The following is a 17,966-nucleotide window of genomic DNA, read 5'->3' as shown; positions in this document are numbered from 1 at the left end:
ATAAATACGATAAATCATTATTAATCATATATTTGTTTTACACTAATATGATTTTTTATGAAAACTAAACTTTTACTACTTACCACATTTTTATTGAATGGGCTTTATTCTTTTGCGCAAACCAGAGAAAACTTCATTTTTGCGACAATGGAGACTGAGAATGCCGCTTTTTTACAAAAAAATCATGCGGATTCTATTGAAATAATTTCTTCAAAAAATAATTTTTCTGCTATTTATTTTCATCCAGAAATTGCTGAAAGTTTACATGGAAAATTTGCGCATGGACATGGTTATATTTTTAGAAATTCGAAAGAAGATGCACTAGAATCACTTCAAGAAAAGCCATCTCAGAAAAAAGCACCTTTCAATTATACAATATCAGAACAAGCTTTTATAACTACGGCATTGAATGATGTTGATGTCAAAGAAATTGAGAAAACAATTTTGATGTTAGAAGATTTCAAAACGCGTTATCATACACGACAAGAAGCAAATAATGCGGTTCTTAAATTGAAAGAAGTTTGGGTGAAAATGATTGCTGATGCAGGACGAACTGACGTATTTGTAAGAATCGTTGATCATGTGAATACGCCAATGAAGTCGTTGATTTTGACTTTTAATGGAATTGAAAAGAAAGATGAATTTGTGATTATTGGAGGTCATGCCGATTCGACTGTTGGTTGGAATGCAAATCAAACTTTTGCACCAGGAGCAGATGATAATGCATCTGGAATTGCAACAATCACCGAAGTTTTGCGTGTGTTGTTAAAAAATAATTTCAAACCGCAACGAACTACCGAAATTATGGCTTACGCAGCAGAAGAAATAGGTTTAGTAGGATCGAAAGAAATTGCGCAGAAATACGCTTCGGAGAATAAAAATGTAATAGGTTATGTACAATTTGATATGACGAATTACAAAGGTTCTACGAAAGATGTTATTTTGATGACGGATGCTTATTGTGATGCAAATCTCAATTCGTTTTTGATGCAATTGATGGACGAATACAACAAAACTGGTTTACATCAATTCACGTATGATACTTCACAATGTGGATACGGATGTTCAGATCATTTTAGTTGGTCGGATAATGGTTTTGCGGCAACTTTACCTTTCGAGGCTAAAATGCAAGATAGCAATCCATACATTCATTCTGTAAATGATACATATGCAACTCTTGGGAAAACCTCTACGCATGCTGCGAAGTTTACAAAATTAGGAATCGAATATGTGGTTGAAGCTGCTAAAACATCAACTTTAGGGACAAATGATGTTGATAGAAATTCATCTAAAATTTATATTTCAAACAAAACATTGAATTATCAATTAAATTTTGAGTCTCAAATTTCGATTAAAATTATTGATGCAACAGGACGAATGATTAAAACGATAAATACTGAAAATTCTAATGGAAGTGTAAATCTTTCTAACTTATCAGCAGGATTTTATGTCGCAACAATTCAAGATGATAATGGAAATAGTGTTTCGCATAAATTTATATTGAAGTAGATTTCTTACCAAATAAAAAACAAAAAGCAAGCTGAAATAGCTTGCTTTTATATTTTTGAAATTTATCTAAATCTTAGTCATTCAAACTTTGTAGGTAAGAAACCCAACCTAACGTTTGGTATTCTTTTGCCGCAGTTTTTACATCAGCAGCTTTGTAAATTCCACGACCAACAATCATAAAGTCTGTGTGGTAATTTTTGAAAACTAATTCTGGCGTATTATACTGTTGTCCTTTGCTATCTCCAGTCGAAGAAATATTAACACCAGGCGTAAACAATAACAAGTTATCAGGAATTTGGCGTTGTGCAACAGCTCCTAAAACATTTCCAGATTGTTCCGAAACATTAATTGCTTTTGTAAAGTAATAATCATCAGTCAATGTTCCTTTCGAAGACATTTCAACAATTGTGATAACTCCGGTATTTTCGAAAACTTTTAATGATTCTAAACCTCCAATTGGATGAACAGTTACTAAATCTGCCCAATCAGAAATTTTGTAAATCGATTTCTTAAATTGTAATTCTTGCGTATTTCCAATATCTCCAAACTTGCGATCTTCGAATAATAAGAATTCTTTTTCGCGTGCGATTTTTTTCAATTCAACAATTAAATTGTCCGAAAAATCTTGAATAATATCTGAATGTAATTTTAAAGCAACAACATGATCACCAACTTTACCAGCGAAATCAATAATTTCTTCAGAAGTAATTAAATCAGCAGAAGCAATCAAGTTAGATTGTTTTTTAAGTGCTAATTCAACTAAACGTTTTCCAACTGGATGTACAATTTTTTTGTTTTCCAATGCAATACGTTGTTTTGCAGGAGCCGCTTCTGGAGGTAAAGCTAAAAAGTCTTTGATTTTTTTCGCTTCATCATCACTCAAACGGTGATATTTATGTAAAATATCGATTACTTCGTGAATTGTAAATAACGTTTTCACGTTGTACCCTTGTTCTTTTAATTTGTCTGAACCACCTTGTGCACGGTCTAAAACAACAACCAAATCTTTTACACGTAATCCTTCGCGCTCAACTTGATCAATTGTTTCTAACAAAGATTGTCCAGAAGTAATTACATCTTCGACCAAAAGACAAGATTGTCCTTCCGCAAAAACACCCTCTACCATACGTTTAGTACCGTAACCTTTGTTTTCTTTACGTTTGATAATCAAAGGAATATTTGATGTTAAACTCATTGTAGTTGCCATAGGCAAAGCTGCATAAGGCACACCACAAATCAAGTCGTATTCTACATCTTCAACTAAATCTAATAAGTTATTTGCTAAAGTTTTTAGTAATTGTGGACTCGAAGCTAAAGGTCTTAAATCGACATAGAAAGGAGATTCTATACCACTTTTTAAAGTAAAATTTCCAAATTTTATAATTCCCAGCTCGTAAGCTTTCAATAAAAAATCTTCTCTTGGTTGCATCTGTGTAATGTTTGAGCAAAGTTAATAGGTTTTTGAGTCATTTATGGCATTTTCACGAAAATTAATTTTAAGATGAATAAAAATTGAATATTTATACTTAATTGATTTATAATTTGTTCGAATACTGAAATATTATACTGAATTAAAAATTGAATTAAGATAAAAACTTGTAATAATTCGTAATTCTAAAATTGTAAATCTAAACTTCCTCCATCTTTCGTTAAAAACTTCATAAAATAACTTTACTTTTGAAATCTATACAAAACACAAATGAAAAAATATATAGTTGCCAGCATTGCTTTTGTAAGTATGTTGGTTTCGGCACAAGAAACGCCTTTCAAATTTACAGAATTAGTTAACAACACTGCGCTTCCAATTATTTCGCAAGGAAAAACGGGAACTTGTTGGTCATTTTCTACAACTTCTTTTTTAGAATCAGAAGTAAAACGATTGACAGGAAAAGATGTCGATTTGTCGGAAATGTACAATGTACGATATACTTATCCAGAAAAAGCATACAATTATGTTTACCGTCAAGGAAAAGCACAGTTTAGTCAAGGAGGTTTGTCGCATGATGTTTTAAATTCGGTTCGTAAAAATGGATTAGTTCCAAACGAAGTTTATGCAGGTTTTGCGAATGGAACAGATGTGAAGCATAACCACGAAATATTGGTAAAAGATTTGAAAGTTGGATTAGATTCGATTGTAAAAAATCCTAAAAAATATTTAACAGCAGATTGGAAATCAAAATTTGATCAAAAATTGAATGATAAATTAGGTGTTCCTCCAACAAAATTCAAGTTCGAAGGAAAAGAATATACACCACAAGAATTTGCAAAAGCCTTGAAAATAAATCCTGATGATTATGTAACCTTGACATCTTTTCAGCAAGCGCCTTATTATTCACAATTTATTTTGCAAGTGCCAGATAATTTTTCAAATGGTTCATATTATAATTTACCATTAGATGAATACATGAAAGTCTTGGACGAAGCGTTATATAAAGGATATACAGCGGCTTTTGATACAGATGTTTCTGAAAAAACATTTTCTAAAAAGTATGGAATGGCAATTTGGCCTTCAGAAGGTTTAGAATCAGATTATTTTGTTCAGATTTTACCTGAAAAATGGGTGACGGCTGATGAGCGTCAAAAAGGTTTTGAAGATTATTCGACAGAAGATGACCATTTAATGCATATTACAGGAATTTTGAAAGATCAATTGGGAAATCAATATTATGATGTAAAAAATTCTTGGGGAACAACAGATTTAGGAAATAATGGACACATTTATATGTCGAAACCATTTTTCAGAATGAAATCAATTGCTTTTACAGTGCACAAAGATGCGTTGTCAAAAGAAGTGAAAAAGCAATTAGGTATAAAATAAAATCACTCACAAATGAATACATTAGAACAAGCGATAGAAAAGTTAGATTATAAAGGTTATTTGGATGTTGAAATTCCAAAAGGAACTGATTTAATTGCGGAAATCAATAAATTACGCAAAGAGAAAAATGCAATGATTTTGGCGCATTATTATCAGTCAGGAGAAATTCAGGATTTAGCAGATTATTTAGGTGATTCGTTACAATTGGCGCGTGCTGCTGCAAAAACTGAAGCTGATATGATTGTTTTTTGTGGTGTTCATTTTATGGCAGAAGCTGCAAAGATTTTGAACCCTTCTAAAAAAGTTGTTTTACCCGATACAAAAGCGGGTTGTTCTTTGGCAGATTCATGTTCGGCAGAAGGTTTACGTGGTTTACGTGAGCAACATCCAAATGCGATTGTGGTAAGTTACATCAATTGTGATGCGGGTGTTAAAGCAGAATCAGATATTATTGTCACTTCTTCGAATGCGGAAGCGATTATTAATTCGTTGCCAGAAGATCAAGAAATTATTTTTGCGCCAGATCGTAATTTAGGTCGATACTTAAATCAAGTTTGTAATCGCAACATGATTTTGTGGGACGGAGCTTGTATCGTGCACGAAGCTTTTTCTTTGGAAAGAATTGCACAACAAATGGCTGATCATCCAAATGCAAAATTAATTGCGCATCCAGAAGCGCAAGAAGATTTATTGAAATTCGCACATTTTATTGGTTCAACTTCTCGTTTATTAGATTATGTGGTAGAAAATGATGCACAAGAATTTATTGTGGCAACGGAAGAAGGAATTTTACACGAAATGCAAAAACTTGCTCCGAATAAAACATTAATTCCAGCATTAGTTCAAGATGAATCGTGTAATTGTTCTGAATGTTTTTACATGAAATTATCAACATTAGAAAAATTATATCTGTGCATGAAATATGAATTGCCAGAAATTCAAATAGAAGAAGAATTGCGAGTTAAAGCGTTAGCTGCAATTAATAGAATGTTAGATTTATCAGAAAAAATCAAATAATGGCTATTCAAGATGTATTAGTCATTGGTTCTGGAATTGCTGGACTTTCGTATGCGCTGAAAATCGCGATTCGAAATCCTGATGCAAAAATTACAATTGTAACCAAAGCAAACAAAGACGAAACCAATACCAAATATGCGCAAGGTGGTGTAGCTGTTGTAAGTGATTTCGAAAAAGATAGTTTCGAAAAACATATCGAGGATACGCTTCGTGCAGGAGATGGTTTGTGTAAGCTGAAAGCGGTTGAGATTGTCGTAAAAGAAGCGCCAGAACGTATTAATGAAATTATAGATTGGGGTGTTCGTTTCGATAAAAATAACGAAGGAATTTATGACCTTGGTCGTGAAGGTGGACATACCGAAAACCGAATTGTTCATCACAAAGATGTGACAGGTTGGGAAATTGAGCGCGCGATGTTAGAAGCAATAAAAGAATATCCAAATATTCAGGTTTTTACGCATCATTTTGTAGTAGATTTGATTACAGAACATCATTTGAATCGTGATATAACTCAGAAAACGACATGTTTTGGTGCGTATATTTTAGATTTGAATACCGATAAAGTTGAGCAACATTTAGCCAAAGTAACCTTGTTAGCAACGGGCGGAGTTGGTCATGTTTATAAAAATACGACGAATCCTATTATTGCAACTGGCGACGGAATTGGTTTGGCTCGACGTGCGAAAGCAACCGTTTCGGGAATGCAATTTATTCAGTTTCATCCAACAGCTTTTTACAGCGAATTTGATGGACAATTGTTCTTAATTTCAGAGGCTGTTCGTGGTTTTGGTGCGAAATTGCGTACGAAAGATGGCGAATTGTTTATGCACAAATATGATGAACGTGAGGAATTGGCTTCGCGTGATATTGTGGCGCGAGCGATTGATAACGAAATGAAATTGCGCGGAGATGATTATGTTTACATCGATTGTCGACATTTAGAGAAAGAAAAATTCTTGGAGCATTTCCCCAATATTTACAAAAAATGTAAATCCGAAGGCTACGATATGTTTACCGAATTGGTTCCGGTTGTTCCTGCTTCGCATTATTTGTGCGGTGGAATTGATGTAGATTTAGAAGGAAAAACATCTATCGAGAATTTGTTTGCGGTTGGCGAATGTTCTAATACAGGTTTACATGGTGCAAATCGTTTAGCTTCGAATTCGTTGTTGGAAGCGATGGTTTTTGGTCATCGTGCAGCGTTGAAAACGGTCGACTTATTAAATGATAATCAATTTTCGATTTATAATTTTGAGTTTCCAGAATGGAACGAAGAAGGAATGAAAGTGCAAGAAGAATTAGTATTGATTTCTTATTTACGCAAACAATTACAAGCGATGATGAGCGAATTGGTTGGAATTGTACGAAGTGATAATCGTTTGCAAATTGCACAAAATCGTATCAATGAAATCGAGAAAATGGTCAAAGAAATTTATTATTTTACGATTGTTTCGCCTAAAATTTTAGAACTTCGAAATTTGGTTGATGTCGCACATTTAATCATTGAGCAAAGTATCAATCAAAAAGAAAATCGAGGAACTTTTTATAACAAAGATTTTAATTAATGAAGAAATTATTTCTGTTCGTTGCATGTTTTGCAATAAGTTTTTCTTTTGCTCAAAATTCGAAAGAAAAACAAAACGTAAGTTTGACTTTTGGTAAAGAAGCTAAGAAAGCTGTTGTTTATTTTGGTTGCGAAAATCTCAAAGAGAATAGCGAACTACAGGCTTGTATGAACAAAAATTTGAATCAAGATATTCAAACTCAAATTTCATTCTTTTCTAATATTGCTGATTATCTTCATATCGAAACTGCTCAATCTAAATTAGGTTTTAAAATCAATGAAGATGGTAATTTTGATGATGTCTCGACTGATGGTTCAAATCCAATTTTTAATAGTGTAGCATTGTCGAGTTTAGTTTTGTTGAACAATAAAATGGAGCGAGCTAATCTGAAAATGACGCCTGCAAAAGGAGTCGATGGAAAAGCGGTTGCGATGAAATATACAATGCCTTTACGTTACGAATCGGCAGAAAAAAATAATGATTTTGAAACTTTCCCTTCAGAAAATCGTGTATTGTTTACTTTAAAAACTGATGAAGAAACGATTGAAGTAAGAATTGATAAAGAATTTAATTTAACAACTTTTGGTAATAATGGAAGTCGAGAATATTATTTAGGAAAGTTTTCTAATCTTTTCGAAATGGCTTCTATTGATCCTTATGCAACTGCTTTTGATGTGGCTTTTAAATCTGGAGCAATTGACATTACAAAAGGTAAAATTGATGACAAAGAATATAAACTTCAAATCAAAAATTTCTTCGAAAATGATCCTTCAGTACAAGTGTTGATTACAGTTGTGCGTGAAGAAAACGGTACTTGGGCTGAATATTATGAATACAAAACCAAGAAAGAATTTAATCAATCAAAATTTGCATCCTTAACATATAGATAATGAATTTTCCTCCATATATCACACAAGAAAAATTACAACTTTTTATTCGTCAAGCTTTTTTAGAAGACGTTGGCGATGGCGATCATTCAACTTTAGCGTCGGTTCCGTATGATGCAATTCAAGAAGCTGAACTGAAAGTGAAAGATAACGGAATAATTGCTGGAATTGAGTTAGCGAAAATTATTTTCGATACGTTTGATCCATCTTTAAAAATAGAACAATATATAAATGATGGCGATAAAGTTCAATTTGGTGATATTGCGTTCAAAGTGAAAGGTTCTTCGCAATCAATTTTAACTTGCGAGCGATTAGCGTTGAATTGTATGCAACGAATGTCTGGTATTGCGACTTATGCACATGAAATGATGGAATTGGTAAGCGGAACAAATGCCAAAATTTTGGATACACGCAAAACAACACCTAATTTTCGTATGTTAGAAAAATGGGCTGTTAAAATTGGGGGCGCAGAAAATCATCGTTTTGGATTATACGATATGGTGATGTTAAAAGATAATCATGTCGATTTTTGTGGAAATATTACTAAAGCAGTTGCGCAAACCAAAGATTATTTGGAAAAACATCATTTACATCTAAAAATAGAGGTGGAAACGCGCAATATGGATGAGGTAAAAGAAGCTTTGGAGGCAAATGTTGATTTTATTATGTTGGATAATTTTGATCTCGAAACGATGAAAGAAGCTGTTCAATATATAAATGGACAAGTAAAAACTGAAGCTTCGGGTGGAATTACAAAAGAATCTGTTCGTGCAATTGCCGAAACTGGTGTTGATTTTATTTCTTCTGGTGCGATTATTCATTCTGCTCCTAACTTTGACTTAAGTTTGAAAGCTGTTAAGGCTTGATTTCTTTAACATTTCAATTCTTTTTTATGATTAAGAATACAATACAACAAGTTTTAACGTTAGTTGTATTGTATTTAAATAATTTGTTTTGAAAATTTATTAGTATTAGCTTATAAATAAAAAAGTTATTGAATTTAATTTTATTAATACTGATTCTAAATAATTAATTTTTTCTTGAGTTTTCATCTTTTTTCTAAAAAAAAATCATTGTATTCCTATAATTAATGTTAAAAATTAACATTTACATTATGTTAATTTTTAATTAAATGTTAAATAATCTTTAAAATTTAATAGAATTACTTCATATAATTTAAAATATTGATAAAATATCGACTATTTTGAATAAAAAATAATAATTAATATTTAAGATGTTAATTGATTTTATAAAATTTTACCATAATTTAACAATAATCTCATTTAAAGTATTTACATTTACAGTGTAAACTTTTAAACTATTTCATAAGATGAGGTTAAACTCAATGAAGCTTTTATTAGTAGGAGCTTTTGCCTTAACGGCAACATTATCTTTCGCTCAAGTTGTTGAACCAACAGATTCTACAAAAGTTGTTCAACAAGAGGACGAAAATGTGTCTTTAGTAGAGACATTAATTATAGGTAAAGGAGTAATTGATCTAGCTGAAGACAGAAAAACACCAGTTGCATCAACTACAATTACTAAAGAACAGATAGAGCGAAGCACTGGAGGAGGTGATGATATTACCAAAGCCTTTGTTAATACACCATCTGTATATGTAGCAGGACAATCAGGAGGGTTTGGTGATTCTAGAGTTGTTACACGTGGTTTTGATCAATCTAACACGGCATTTTTATTGAATGGGCAACCAATCAATGATATGGAAAGTGGTAGAGTATATTGGTCAAACTGGTCGGGTATGTCTGATATAGCTTCTGCAATTCAAATTCAAAGAGGTTTAGGATCATCAAAAATAGCCATTTCATCTGTAGGGGGAACATATAACTTTATAACAAAAGCTACAGAAAAGAAAGAAGGAGGTGTTTTTAGAGCAGGAATAGCAAATGATTATTATTACACTTCGACATTAGCCTACAATACAGGGTTAATCAATAATAAATTTGGTGTTTCCTTATTATTAAGTCATTGGCAAGGAAATGGATATAATAAAGGAACAAAAGGTCAAGGACAAAATTATTTTATCTCATTTGGCTATAAACCATCTAAAAATCATACATTAAACTTCTTATTGACAGGAGCACCTCAGTGGCATGATCAAAATTATGCTCAACCAATATCAACTCTTTTGAAATATGGGCGTAAGTTCAATGGAAATCAAGGTTATTTACATGGTGAACTGTTTAATGAAAGAAGAAATTTCTACCATAAACCCGTAATGAATATAAACTGGGATTTTGATATAAATGATAAAACTAGTTTATCTACAGTTCTTTATGGTTCTTGGGGTCGTGGAGGAGGAACAGGACCTTTGGGTAGAGCGACAACTGACTCTGATACAGGATTAAAATTAATCCAAAATCAGTTTGATAGACAAAGTCAAGCAGGTGGAGCTTCTAGTTATGCCATAAGATCTAACGTAAACAATCATCAATGGTATGGAATGCTTTCTAATCTAAAGCATAAATTCACAGACAAATTAAATTTGAATGTAGGTTTTGATCTTAGAGCATACGAAGGAGATCATTTTCAACAATTAGCGAATTTAATGGGAGGTGATTACTACACTGTAAGATCGGGGACAAATGTTAGATATCCAAATGGTTATAATGTTTCCAAAACGTTTTCTACAAAGAATCCATGGAAATTGAATAATTACGCTAAGAATGACACAGAAAAAACGAGTTATGATGATAGAGAAAGAGTGAATTATGGAGGTTTATTTACTCAGTTAGAGTATTCAACAGATGCATTTAGTACATTTTTTCAAGGATCGGTATCTAATCAAACTAATCAACGTTGGGATTATTTTAAATATACTGAAGAAAACGAAAAATCTGAAAAATTATCAAACTGGGGATATAACCTAAAAGGAGGTGTTAGTTTTACTATAGCAGAAAATCACATGATTTTTGCCAACTCTGGATTCTATTCTCGCCAGCCATTTAGTAGAGCTTTATTTTTAAGAAATAGTAATGAAGCAAATAATAATACTAAAAATGAAGAGGTATTAGGTATAGAGTTTGGATATAAATTCAAAGCTAGAAATCTTTGGGCAAACTTGAATGGATATTACACAAATTGGAAAAATCGTGTAACAACAGACTCTAGAACTGCTACATCAACTGATATAAGTAAATACGGCGTAGAAAGAGGTTCAATTATAAATTTAGTAAACCAAGGTGTTGAACAAAGACATAAAGGACTAGAACTGGAAATGGGATACAAACTAATGAGAGTATTAGAATTGACAGGTTTCGCTTCTTTAGGAGATTGGAAATATAGAGGACAATCTACGACATTTGTATATGGAGATAATCAAAATTACTTAGATACTACAAGCGAAAACCTTGATAAATTGAAAGTAGGAGATGCTGCACAAACACAATTTGGATTAGGTATGAATTATAAAGTCATAAAGAGTATTTCTGTTAATGCAAATTATCGCTATCAAGGAGATTTATATAGTTCAAGAGTTAGTTCTGTAGTTGATGATACATCAACAAGAGGATCTGGTAATTTAAAATTGCCTTCATACAATTTAATGGATGCTGGTATTTCTTGGGAGCATAAATTAACAGATAGAAATAAATTAACTTTACGTTTTAATGTAAATAATGTATTTAATCATATTTATATTTCAGAATCTAGAACAAACTACCAAGAAGATTATAGAGGAGCAGAAACATATAAAGGATTAAATGTAAACAACGAAATCTATTTTGGATATGGAAGAACTTGGAATGCTACAATAAAAATTACAATATAATTAGTTGTTATATATAATTTATAAAAAAACCAATCTATTAAAGATTGGTTTTTTTGTTGATAAAATTCAAGTTAATGGTTCACTCATGTATTTTTTGTTTCTATCTTTGGGACAGGTAATTTTACAAAAATGATTCAGCCCAACTTTTTAAAAGAAGGTGATAAAATAGCAATTGTAGCTCCAGCCAAACAAATGTTGTTTGGAGAATTGGACGAAGTAATTCAATTAATAAAAACTTGGAAATTAACTCCTGTATTAGGAGAAAATGTTTATGCTGAATTTGATTTGGGATATCATTATGCAGGAACTGATGAATTAAGAACAGAAGATTTTCAGTGGGCTTTGGATAATGATGATATTAAAGCTATTTGGTGTGCGAGAGGAGGATATGGATCTGTAAAAATTATAGACAGCTTAAACATAGATAAATTTAGAGAAAACCCAAAATGGATTATTGGTTATTCTGATATTACAGTTTTTCATAATCATTTTAACCGATTAGGTTTCCAAACTTTACATGGAGTTACTGCAAAAAAATTAGCAGATACAATTTATCATCCTTCATCATATCAAAGTGTTTATGATGTTTTGTTTGGAAACAAAATAGAATATCATATAAAAGATAGTCATCGTTTTAATCAGCTAGGAGAAGTAGAAGGAGAATTAGTAGGAGGTAATTTGTCCATTGTTTATTCACTTTTGGGAAGTGAATCAGCTATAAATAATCCTCAAAATAAAATATTATTTTTAGAGGATTGGTTTGAAAACTGGTATGCAGTAGATAGAATGATGATGAATCTAAAAAGGAATAATATTCTAAATCAAGTAAAAGGAATAATTTTAGGAAATTTTACTCATATGGATACTGAAGATGAGAATAAAGAAAATTATAATCATCCTTTTGATTCAACGACTTATGAAGTAATACATAGTTTTACAAAAGATTTAAATATTCCTATAGCATTTAATTTTCCATCAGGACATACAGGACATAATGTTGCGCTTAAAATGGGGGCAAAAGTCAGATTGAATATAACTTCAAATAGTGTAAATTTGTATTTTATAGAATAATAGATATGAAACAAGATAATTTAACCATCATTACTCATCCATTAGTAAAAGCTAAAATTACGCAAATGCGTGATAAAGAAACAACTACAAAAGAATTTGGAGAGTTAGTTGATGAAATTTCAGGATTAATGTGTTATGAAATTACACGTAATCTAGAACTAGAAGAAATCGAGGTTGAAACTCCAATTACTAAAACAATTGGTTATAAGATAAAAGGTAGTGATATGGCTATTGTTCCTATCCTGCGTGCTGGTTTAGGAATGGTAAAAGGAATCCATCAATTGATACCAACGGCAAAAGTAGGACATATAGGTCTTTACCGTGATCATGATACTTTACAACCTGTAGAATATTTATGTAAGCTTCCAACTGATTTAGAATCTAGAGATGTTATTTTAGTAGATCCTATGTTAGCAACTGGAGGTTCAGCAATAAAAGCAATTGAAATTTTAAAAGATAAAGGTGCAAAATCAGTACGTTTAGCATGTTTAGTTGGTTGTCCTGAAGGTGTTGAAGCTGTACATAAAGTTTATCCAGAAGTTCCAATTTTCTTGGCTGCTTTGGATGAAAAATTGAATGAAAATGGATACATCGTTCCAGGTTTAGGTGATGCTGGAGATCGTTTGTACGGAACAAAATAATTTTTTTGAATGAGTATTAGTTACGATTTCGGAAAAGAAGCAGAAGATTTTGCCGTTAATTATTTAATCCAAAATGGATACAAAATATTGGCTCGAAATTATTTTTACAGAAAAGCCGAAATCGATATTATTGCTCAATTTGAAAATGAGATTGTTATTATAGAGGTTAAGAGTCGTACTTCAAATTATGTTGCGGAGCCAGAAAGTTCTATTAACACAAAGAAGAAGAAATTGTTAATTCTTGCCGCAGATGATTTTATTCAGAAAAATAATTTTATTTCTGAGGTAAGATTTGATATTTTAGCACTTTTAAAAAAACAACAATCTTGGAGCGTAAATCATATCAAAAATGCATTTAATGCTTCGGAAATTTAATCAACTTTTATGGAAGTATTTATGAGTCTTTTTGACTTTATTATGCATATCGACCAACATTTAGCAGAGTTTGCAAATGAATATGGTTTGTGGTTGTATGCAATTTTATTTTTAATCATTTTCGTGGAAACAGGTGTAGTTGTGATGCCTTTTTTACCTGGAGATTCATTGTTGTTTGCGGCAGGGATGTTAGCTGCACAAGAAACAAATGATATGAATGTGTGGATTATGATTGCAATTCTTTTGGTGGCCGCGATACTCGGTGATACATTGAATTATACCATCGGAAAGAAAGTTGGTTACAAAGCAACTAAAGTTAAGATTTTTGGTAAAAATTTCATCCAAGAAGAACATATCAATAAAACGCACGAATTCTACGAAAAATACGGTTCAAAAACCATTGTAATTGCACGTTTTGTACCAATTGTAAGAACTTTAGCGCCTTTCGTTGCAGGAATTGGGAGAATGGGATACTCTATTTTCATTACATATAATGTGATTGGAGCCGTGTTATGGGTTGTTGGTTTAACACTTATTGGATACTTTTTAGGAAATATAGAATGGGTTCAAAATAATTTTTCTAAAGTAATTTTAGGAATAACAATCGCTTCTGTACTTCCAATTTTAGTGGAAATTATCAAAGAAAAGTTCGGCAAAAAAAAGGTAGCTGAACAAGAATAACTATAAAAACTTAACTCGACTTCGGTCGAGTTTTTTTATACCTTTAAATCATGGAAATTTTAGATTATATTCTACATATCGATAAATATTTAGAAACCATTTTGAATGATTATCAACATTGGTTTTACTTGATTTTATTTCTCTTAATCTTTATCGAAACAGGTTTGGTTGTCATGCCTTTTTTACCTGGAGATTCGCTTTTATTTGCAGCAGGGATGTTAGCTGCGGCTTTTCCAGCTCAACTCAATATTTATATTGTATTAGGTTTACTTTGGATCGCGGCAATTGCAGGCGACACAGTCAATTATACGATTGGGAAAACCTTAGGAACGAAATTAGTTACAACTAAAATTTTCGGTAAACGAATTATTAAAGATTCTGCGATACTAAAGACCGAAGATTTCTTTACAAAATATGGTTCAAAAACCATTGTAATTGCACGTTTTGTTCCGATTGTAAGAACGCTTGCACCTTTCGTTGCAGGGATTTCTAAAATGCATTATGGCACATTTATCAAATATAATTTTATCGGAGGAACAATTTGGGTTTTCGGGATTACATTGGCTGGCTATTTCCTTGGAACAATTCCATTTATCAAAAACAATTTCGAAATTGTCGTAATGGCAATTATTGTGTTTTCTTTGGTTCCAATTATTGTAGAATTCGTCAAAGAGAAAATAAAAAAATAAAAAATGAGTACAGAAAATTCGATTTTCATCATCTTACTTTTGTGGATAATCTTTTTACCAATTATTTTATTTATCATTGAGTCTCAAAAAGAATATAAACACGAAAATGATGAAGTTATTCGCGTCAAAATTGGTTTTTTAAGCTATATTTCAGTTTTTAATATGATTCTTTTTGCAATTCTTTGTCTTACTTTTTTATTTATAGCTTATCAATTATTGTTTGTGACAGATTTCATTTTAACTAACATAATTATTGGAATGATTTTTTTGATACTATTCTTTTTTTTTACCATTCCAGTTGTCAATACTTACAATCATCTCTTAAAGGAATCTAAGCGCGAAATTTATTTTTTCAGGAATAAAAAGGCTTTGTTAGTTGTAGAAAAAGAAACAGAAATTACTATTGATTTAGAAGATGAAATGATTGAAATCAATCACGAAGTTTCTAATAAAAGTTCTAAATATCAAACTGGTCATGGTAAATATAATTTTATTCAGAATGATGAAATTATTCCAATTTCAGATTTAATCAAATTTCCGCAAGATTTTCTTGATCAAAATAATATTGAGCAAGTTAAAGTTTCGAAACTTTTTATTTGGATTTAGATAATCATTCAAATAATTCGTATCTTCTATTTTTAAAAATATCAATCAATGAAAAACCTATTAATTATTTGTTCTATCCTTTTTTCTTTTGTTGTAAATGCACAACAAGGTTATCCTGTTCCTCCAAAATCAGAAAATAGATTATTTTACATTCAACACAACGACAATAAAAATACGTTTGTTTACGATGCACTTTTTTCGAGCAAAGGAATTTTAGATGATGATAATCCAGTTGATATTTATCGCATTCTTTATGCTGAAGATGGCTCAAAAAAGCCCTTGACTTCTATACAAAAGAAATTGGCATATGGTTTAGATATTAAGAAAATTGAAAAGAATGTTTTTCAGTTGACATTAGTATCTTATCCAACTCAAAAATTAACGCTTAAGCTTGATTCTCAAAAAAATCCAATTGTTCAAACAACTGTTAATAACAAGTTGATAACATTGAATCGCGTTTTCTTAAAACAGAAGAAAGGAACGGCTGGAATTTCGGTAAAGCTTGATTATATTTTATTTTACGGAAAAGATAAAAACGGAAAATCTGTAGAAGAGAAAATTGTTCTCTAAAAAATTCTTCCTAAATTAGAATCTGTTAGACGCAATTTAATAGCATATGATCGAAGTAAGAGAGGTGAATACGCCAAGTGAAATGAAGAAATTTGTCGATTTACCTTTTGAAGTGTATAAAGATAATCCGTATTGGGTGCCTTCTTTAAAGAAAGATGAACTCGCAAGTTTTGATAAAAAGAATGCAATTTTTGAGACGGTAGAAGCTAACTATTTTTTAGCTTACAAAGGAAAAGAAGTCGTTGGACGAATTGTTTCGATTATTAATTGGACCGAAGTAAAAGAACTTGGAAAGACTAAAATTCGGTTTGGTTGGTTAGTTTTTAAAGATGATATCAACATTTTAAAAGCTTTATTAACAACTGTTGAAAACATTGCTAAAAATAATAAACTGAGTTATATAGAAGGTCCGATGGGATTTTCGAATATGGATAAAGCTGGATTATTAACAGAAGGATTTGATAAAGTTGCCACTTTGATCGGTTTATATAATTACGAATATTATCCAATATATTTGCAAGAATTAGGTTATCAACCAAAAGCCGAGTGGTTAGAATATTCTATTGATATTGCCAATTTGGGCAAGGTAAAGCAAATGGATAAATTGTGTGAAATGCTCAAAAAACGTTACGAAATAGATACGTATAAATTTGATACAATTGACGAAATGTTACCTTACGTAGATGAGATGTTCGATTTGTTGAATGTGACGTATGCAGAATTGCAAAGTTTTGTTCCGATAGAAAAATTTCAGGTTGAGCATTACAAAAAGAAATATCTAAAATTTCTTCATCCCGATTTTATTTCATGTGTAAAAGATAAAAACAACAAAATGATTGCTTTTGCGATTACGATGCCTTCATTTTCAAAAGCTTTCCAGAAAACGAAAGGAAAATTGTTCCCATTTGGTTGGTGGCATTTGATGCAAGCGCAAAAAAAGAACGATCATGTCGAATTTTATTTGATTGGAATTCATCCTCATTATCAAAATAAAGGTGTTAACGCCTTGATTTTTAAAGAGCTTTATGATCGATTTATAGCGAGAGGAATTAAAACTTTAGAGACCAATCCTTTGCTAGAGGAGAATACAAAAGTGCAACAATTATGGAAAAACTTTGATCCGGTTATCCATAAACGTAGAAAAACATTTTATAAAGATATAGAAGCATAAAAAAATGGTTAGAATCTAAATTCTAACCATTTTCTATATCAATTAAGGTTGTGGCTGATAATTTTTCGCATTATCTTCAGCATCATCATCAAACTAATCTCCAAATTTTTGCTTAACAGATTCTTTGATTTGATTCTATTTTTCTTCTAAATAATTATAAATTAATGTTTAAAAAAATGAAGAATAATTTCCTTAGAAAACTGCGAAGTAAATCAAAATAATGATGATAATTACAACCACTATAAATTCAAAAATGGGGATAGTTCTCCCTCCAGATTTCAAATTTCTTTTTCTTTTCGAATACATACCAAACAACTTGTAACCAAATAATTATCTAAATTTATAAAAAATATTATAAAGTAATAAGTCATAAAAAAAAGACTTTGAAATATTTTTCAAAGTCTTTGCTGTTGTACGGGCGGGGAGACTCGAACTCCCACACCTTGCGGCACTAGATCCTAAGTCTAGCGTGTCTACCAATTCCACCACGCCCGCTAAAATCTCACCGATTTGGATTGCAAATATACACAAGTTTTCTTTCTAACAAAATTTCGAAATAAAATTTTTTTAATCTTTTTT

General features: G+C 31.2%; 16 protein-coding genes and 1 tRNA gene. 15 read left to right on the top strand and 2 right to left on the bottom strand.

The annotated features are described in order from the left end of the window. The first annotated feature begins 57 nt into the window (after positions 1–57). On the top strand, positions 58–1,509 hold the full coding sequence (locus tag G0Q09_RS02165) for a M20/M25/M40 family metallo-hydrolase (RefSeq protein ID WP_219033814.1): 1,452 nt from the start codon (positions 58–60) through the stop codon (positions 1,507–1,509). Positions 1,510–1,582: 73 nt separating this feature from the next. On the opposite strand, the gene G0Q09_RS02160 is transcribed toward G0Q09_RS02165, so the two are convergent. Further along, positions 1,583–2,938, bottom strand: a complete 1,356-nt coding sequence (locus tag G0Q09_RS02160; protein WP_219033813.1) for an orotate phosphoribosyltransferase — start codon at positions 2,936–2,938, stop codon at positions 1,583–1,585. Between the two features lie 270 nt (positions 2,939–3,208). On the opposite strand from G0Q09_RS02160, the gene G0Q09_RS02155 reads away from it, so the two are divergent. From G0Q09_RS02155 to G0Q09_RS02090, 14 genes are all read left to right on the top strand, one after another. Beyond that, positions 3,209–4,327, top strand: a complete 1,119-nt coding sequence (locus tag G0Q09_RS02155) for a C1 family peptidase (protein ID WP_219033812.1) — start codon at positions 3,209–3,211, stop codon at positions 4,325–4,327. Between the two features lie 12 nt (positions 4,328–4,339). Then, positions 4,340–5,344, top strand: coding sequence for a quinolinate synthase NadA (nadA, locus tag G0Q09_RS02150; protein WP_219033811.1), 1,005 nt, complete (start codon positions 4,340–4,342; stop codon positions 5,342–5,344). Beyond that, positions 5,344–6,909, top strand: a complete 1,566-nt coding sequence (gene nadB / locus G0Q09_RS02145) for an L-aspartate oxidase (RefSeq protein ID WP_114998681.1) — start codon at positions 5,344–5,346, stop codon at positions 6,907–6,909. Before nadA ends, nadB begins: the two co-directional genes overlap by 1 nt. Further along, positions 6,909–7,799, top strand: coding sequence for a hypothetical protein (locus G0Q09_RS02140; RefSeq protein WP_114998683.1), 891 nt, complete (start codon positions 6,909–6,911; stop codon positions 7,797–7,799). The genes nadB and G0Q09_RS02140 overlap by 1 nt, the downstream gene beginning before the upstream one ends. After that, entirely contained in the window at positions 7,799–8,662 is an 864-nt protein-coding gene (gene nadC / locus G0Q09_RS02135; RefSeq protein WP_219033810.1) for a carboxylating nicotinate-nucleotide diphosphorylase, read from the top strand. Before G0Q09_RS02140 ends, nadC begins: the two co-directional genes overlap by 1 nt. A gap of 479 nt (positions 8,663–9,141) precedes the next feature. Beyond that, the gene (locus G0Q09_RS02130) at positions 9,142–11,583 is read left to right on the top strand and encodes a TonB-dependent receptor (protein WP_219033809.1); all 2,442 of its coding nucleotides are present in this window, start codon (positions 9,142–9,144) and stop codon (positions 11,581–11,583) included. A gap of 129 nt (positions 11,584–11,712) precedes the next feature. After that, complete coding sequence (locus tag G0Q09_RS02125) at positions 11,713–12,654, top strand: S66 peptidase family protein (protein ID WP_114998688.1); 942 nt, start codon at positions 11,713–11,715, stop codon at positions 12,652–12,654. A 5-nt stretch (positions 12,655–12,659) separates the two neighbouring features. Then, on the top strand, positions 12,660–13,295 hold the full coding sequence (gene upp / locus G0Q09_RS02120) for a uracil phosphoribosyltransferase (RefSeq protein WP_114998690.1): 636 nt from the start codon (positions 12,660–12,662) through the stop codon (positions 13,293–13,295). A gap of 9 nt (positions 13,296–13,304) precedes the next feature. Further along, on the top strand, positions 13,305–13,670 hold the full coding sequence (locus tag G0Q09_RS02115; RefSeq protein ID WP_114998692.1) for a YraN family protein: 366 nt from the start codon (positions 13,305–13,307) through the stop codon (positions 13,668–13,670). Between the two features lie 9 nt (positions 13,671–13,679). Next, positions 13,680–14,351, top strand: a complete 672-nt coding sequence (locus G0Q09_RS02110; RefSeq protein WP_180905395.1) for a DedA family protein — start codon at positions 13,680–13,682, stop codon at positions 14,349–14,351. A 50-nt stretch (positions 14,352–14,401) separates the two neighbouring features. Further along, a complete protein-coding gene (locus tag G0Q09_RS02105; RefSeq protein WP_114998694.1) occupies positions 14,402–15,040 on the top strand; it encodes a VTT domain-containing protein in 639 nt (212 codons plus the stop codon). 3 nt (positions 15,041–15,043) lie between these two features. After that, positions 15,044–15,646 carry a hypothetical protein gene (locus tag G0Q09_RS02100; protein ID WP_125349578.1) on the top strand — a complete coding sequence of 201 codons (603 nt, stop codon included), beginning with the start codon at positions 15,044–15,046 and terminating at the stop codon, positions 15,644–15,646. Positions 15,647–15,694: 48 nt separating this feature from the next. Next, on the top strand, positions 15,695–16,216 hold the full coding sequence (locus tag G0Q09_RS02095; RefSeq protein WP_114998697.1) for a DUF4833 domain-containing protein: 522 nt from the start codon (positions 15,695–15,697) through the stop codon (positions 16,214–16,216). A gap of 46 nt (positions 16,217–16,262) precedes the next feature. Next, positions 16,263–17,387 (top strand): GNAT family N-acetyltransferase, encoded by a 1,125-nt coding sequence (locus G0Q09_RS02090; protein WP_219033808.1) that lies wholly within the window; start codon positions 16,263–16,265, stop codon positions 17,385–17,387. Positions 17,388–17,800: 413 nt separating this feature from the next. Here G0Q09_RS02090 and G0Q09_RS02085 read toward each other — a convergent pair. Next, positions 17,801–17,882, bottom strand: a tRNA-Leu gene (locus G0Q09_RS02085). Positions 17,883–17,966: the final 84 nt, after the last annotated feature.

This window comes from Empedobacter falsenii (genome assembly GCF_019308355.1).
In the GTDB taxonomy this organism is placed as follows: Bacteria; Bacteroidota; Bacteroidia; order Flavobacteriales; family Weeksellaceae; genus Empedobacter; species Empedobacter falsenii_B.
The sequence above is the reverse complement of the archived record's forward strand: the minus strand, read 5'-3'. Positions and strand labels throughout refer to the sequence as shown.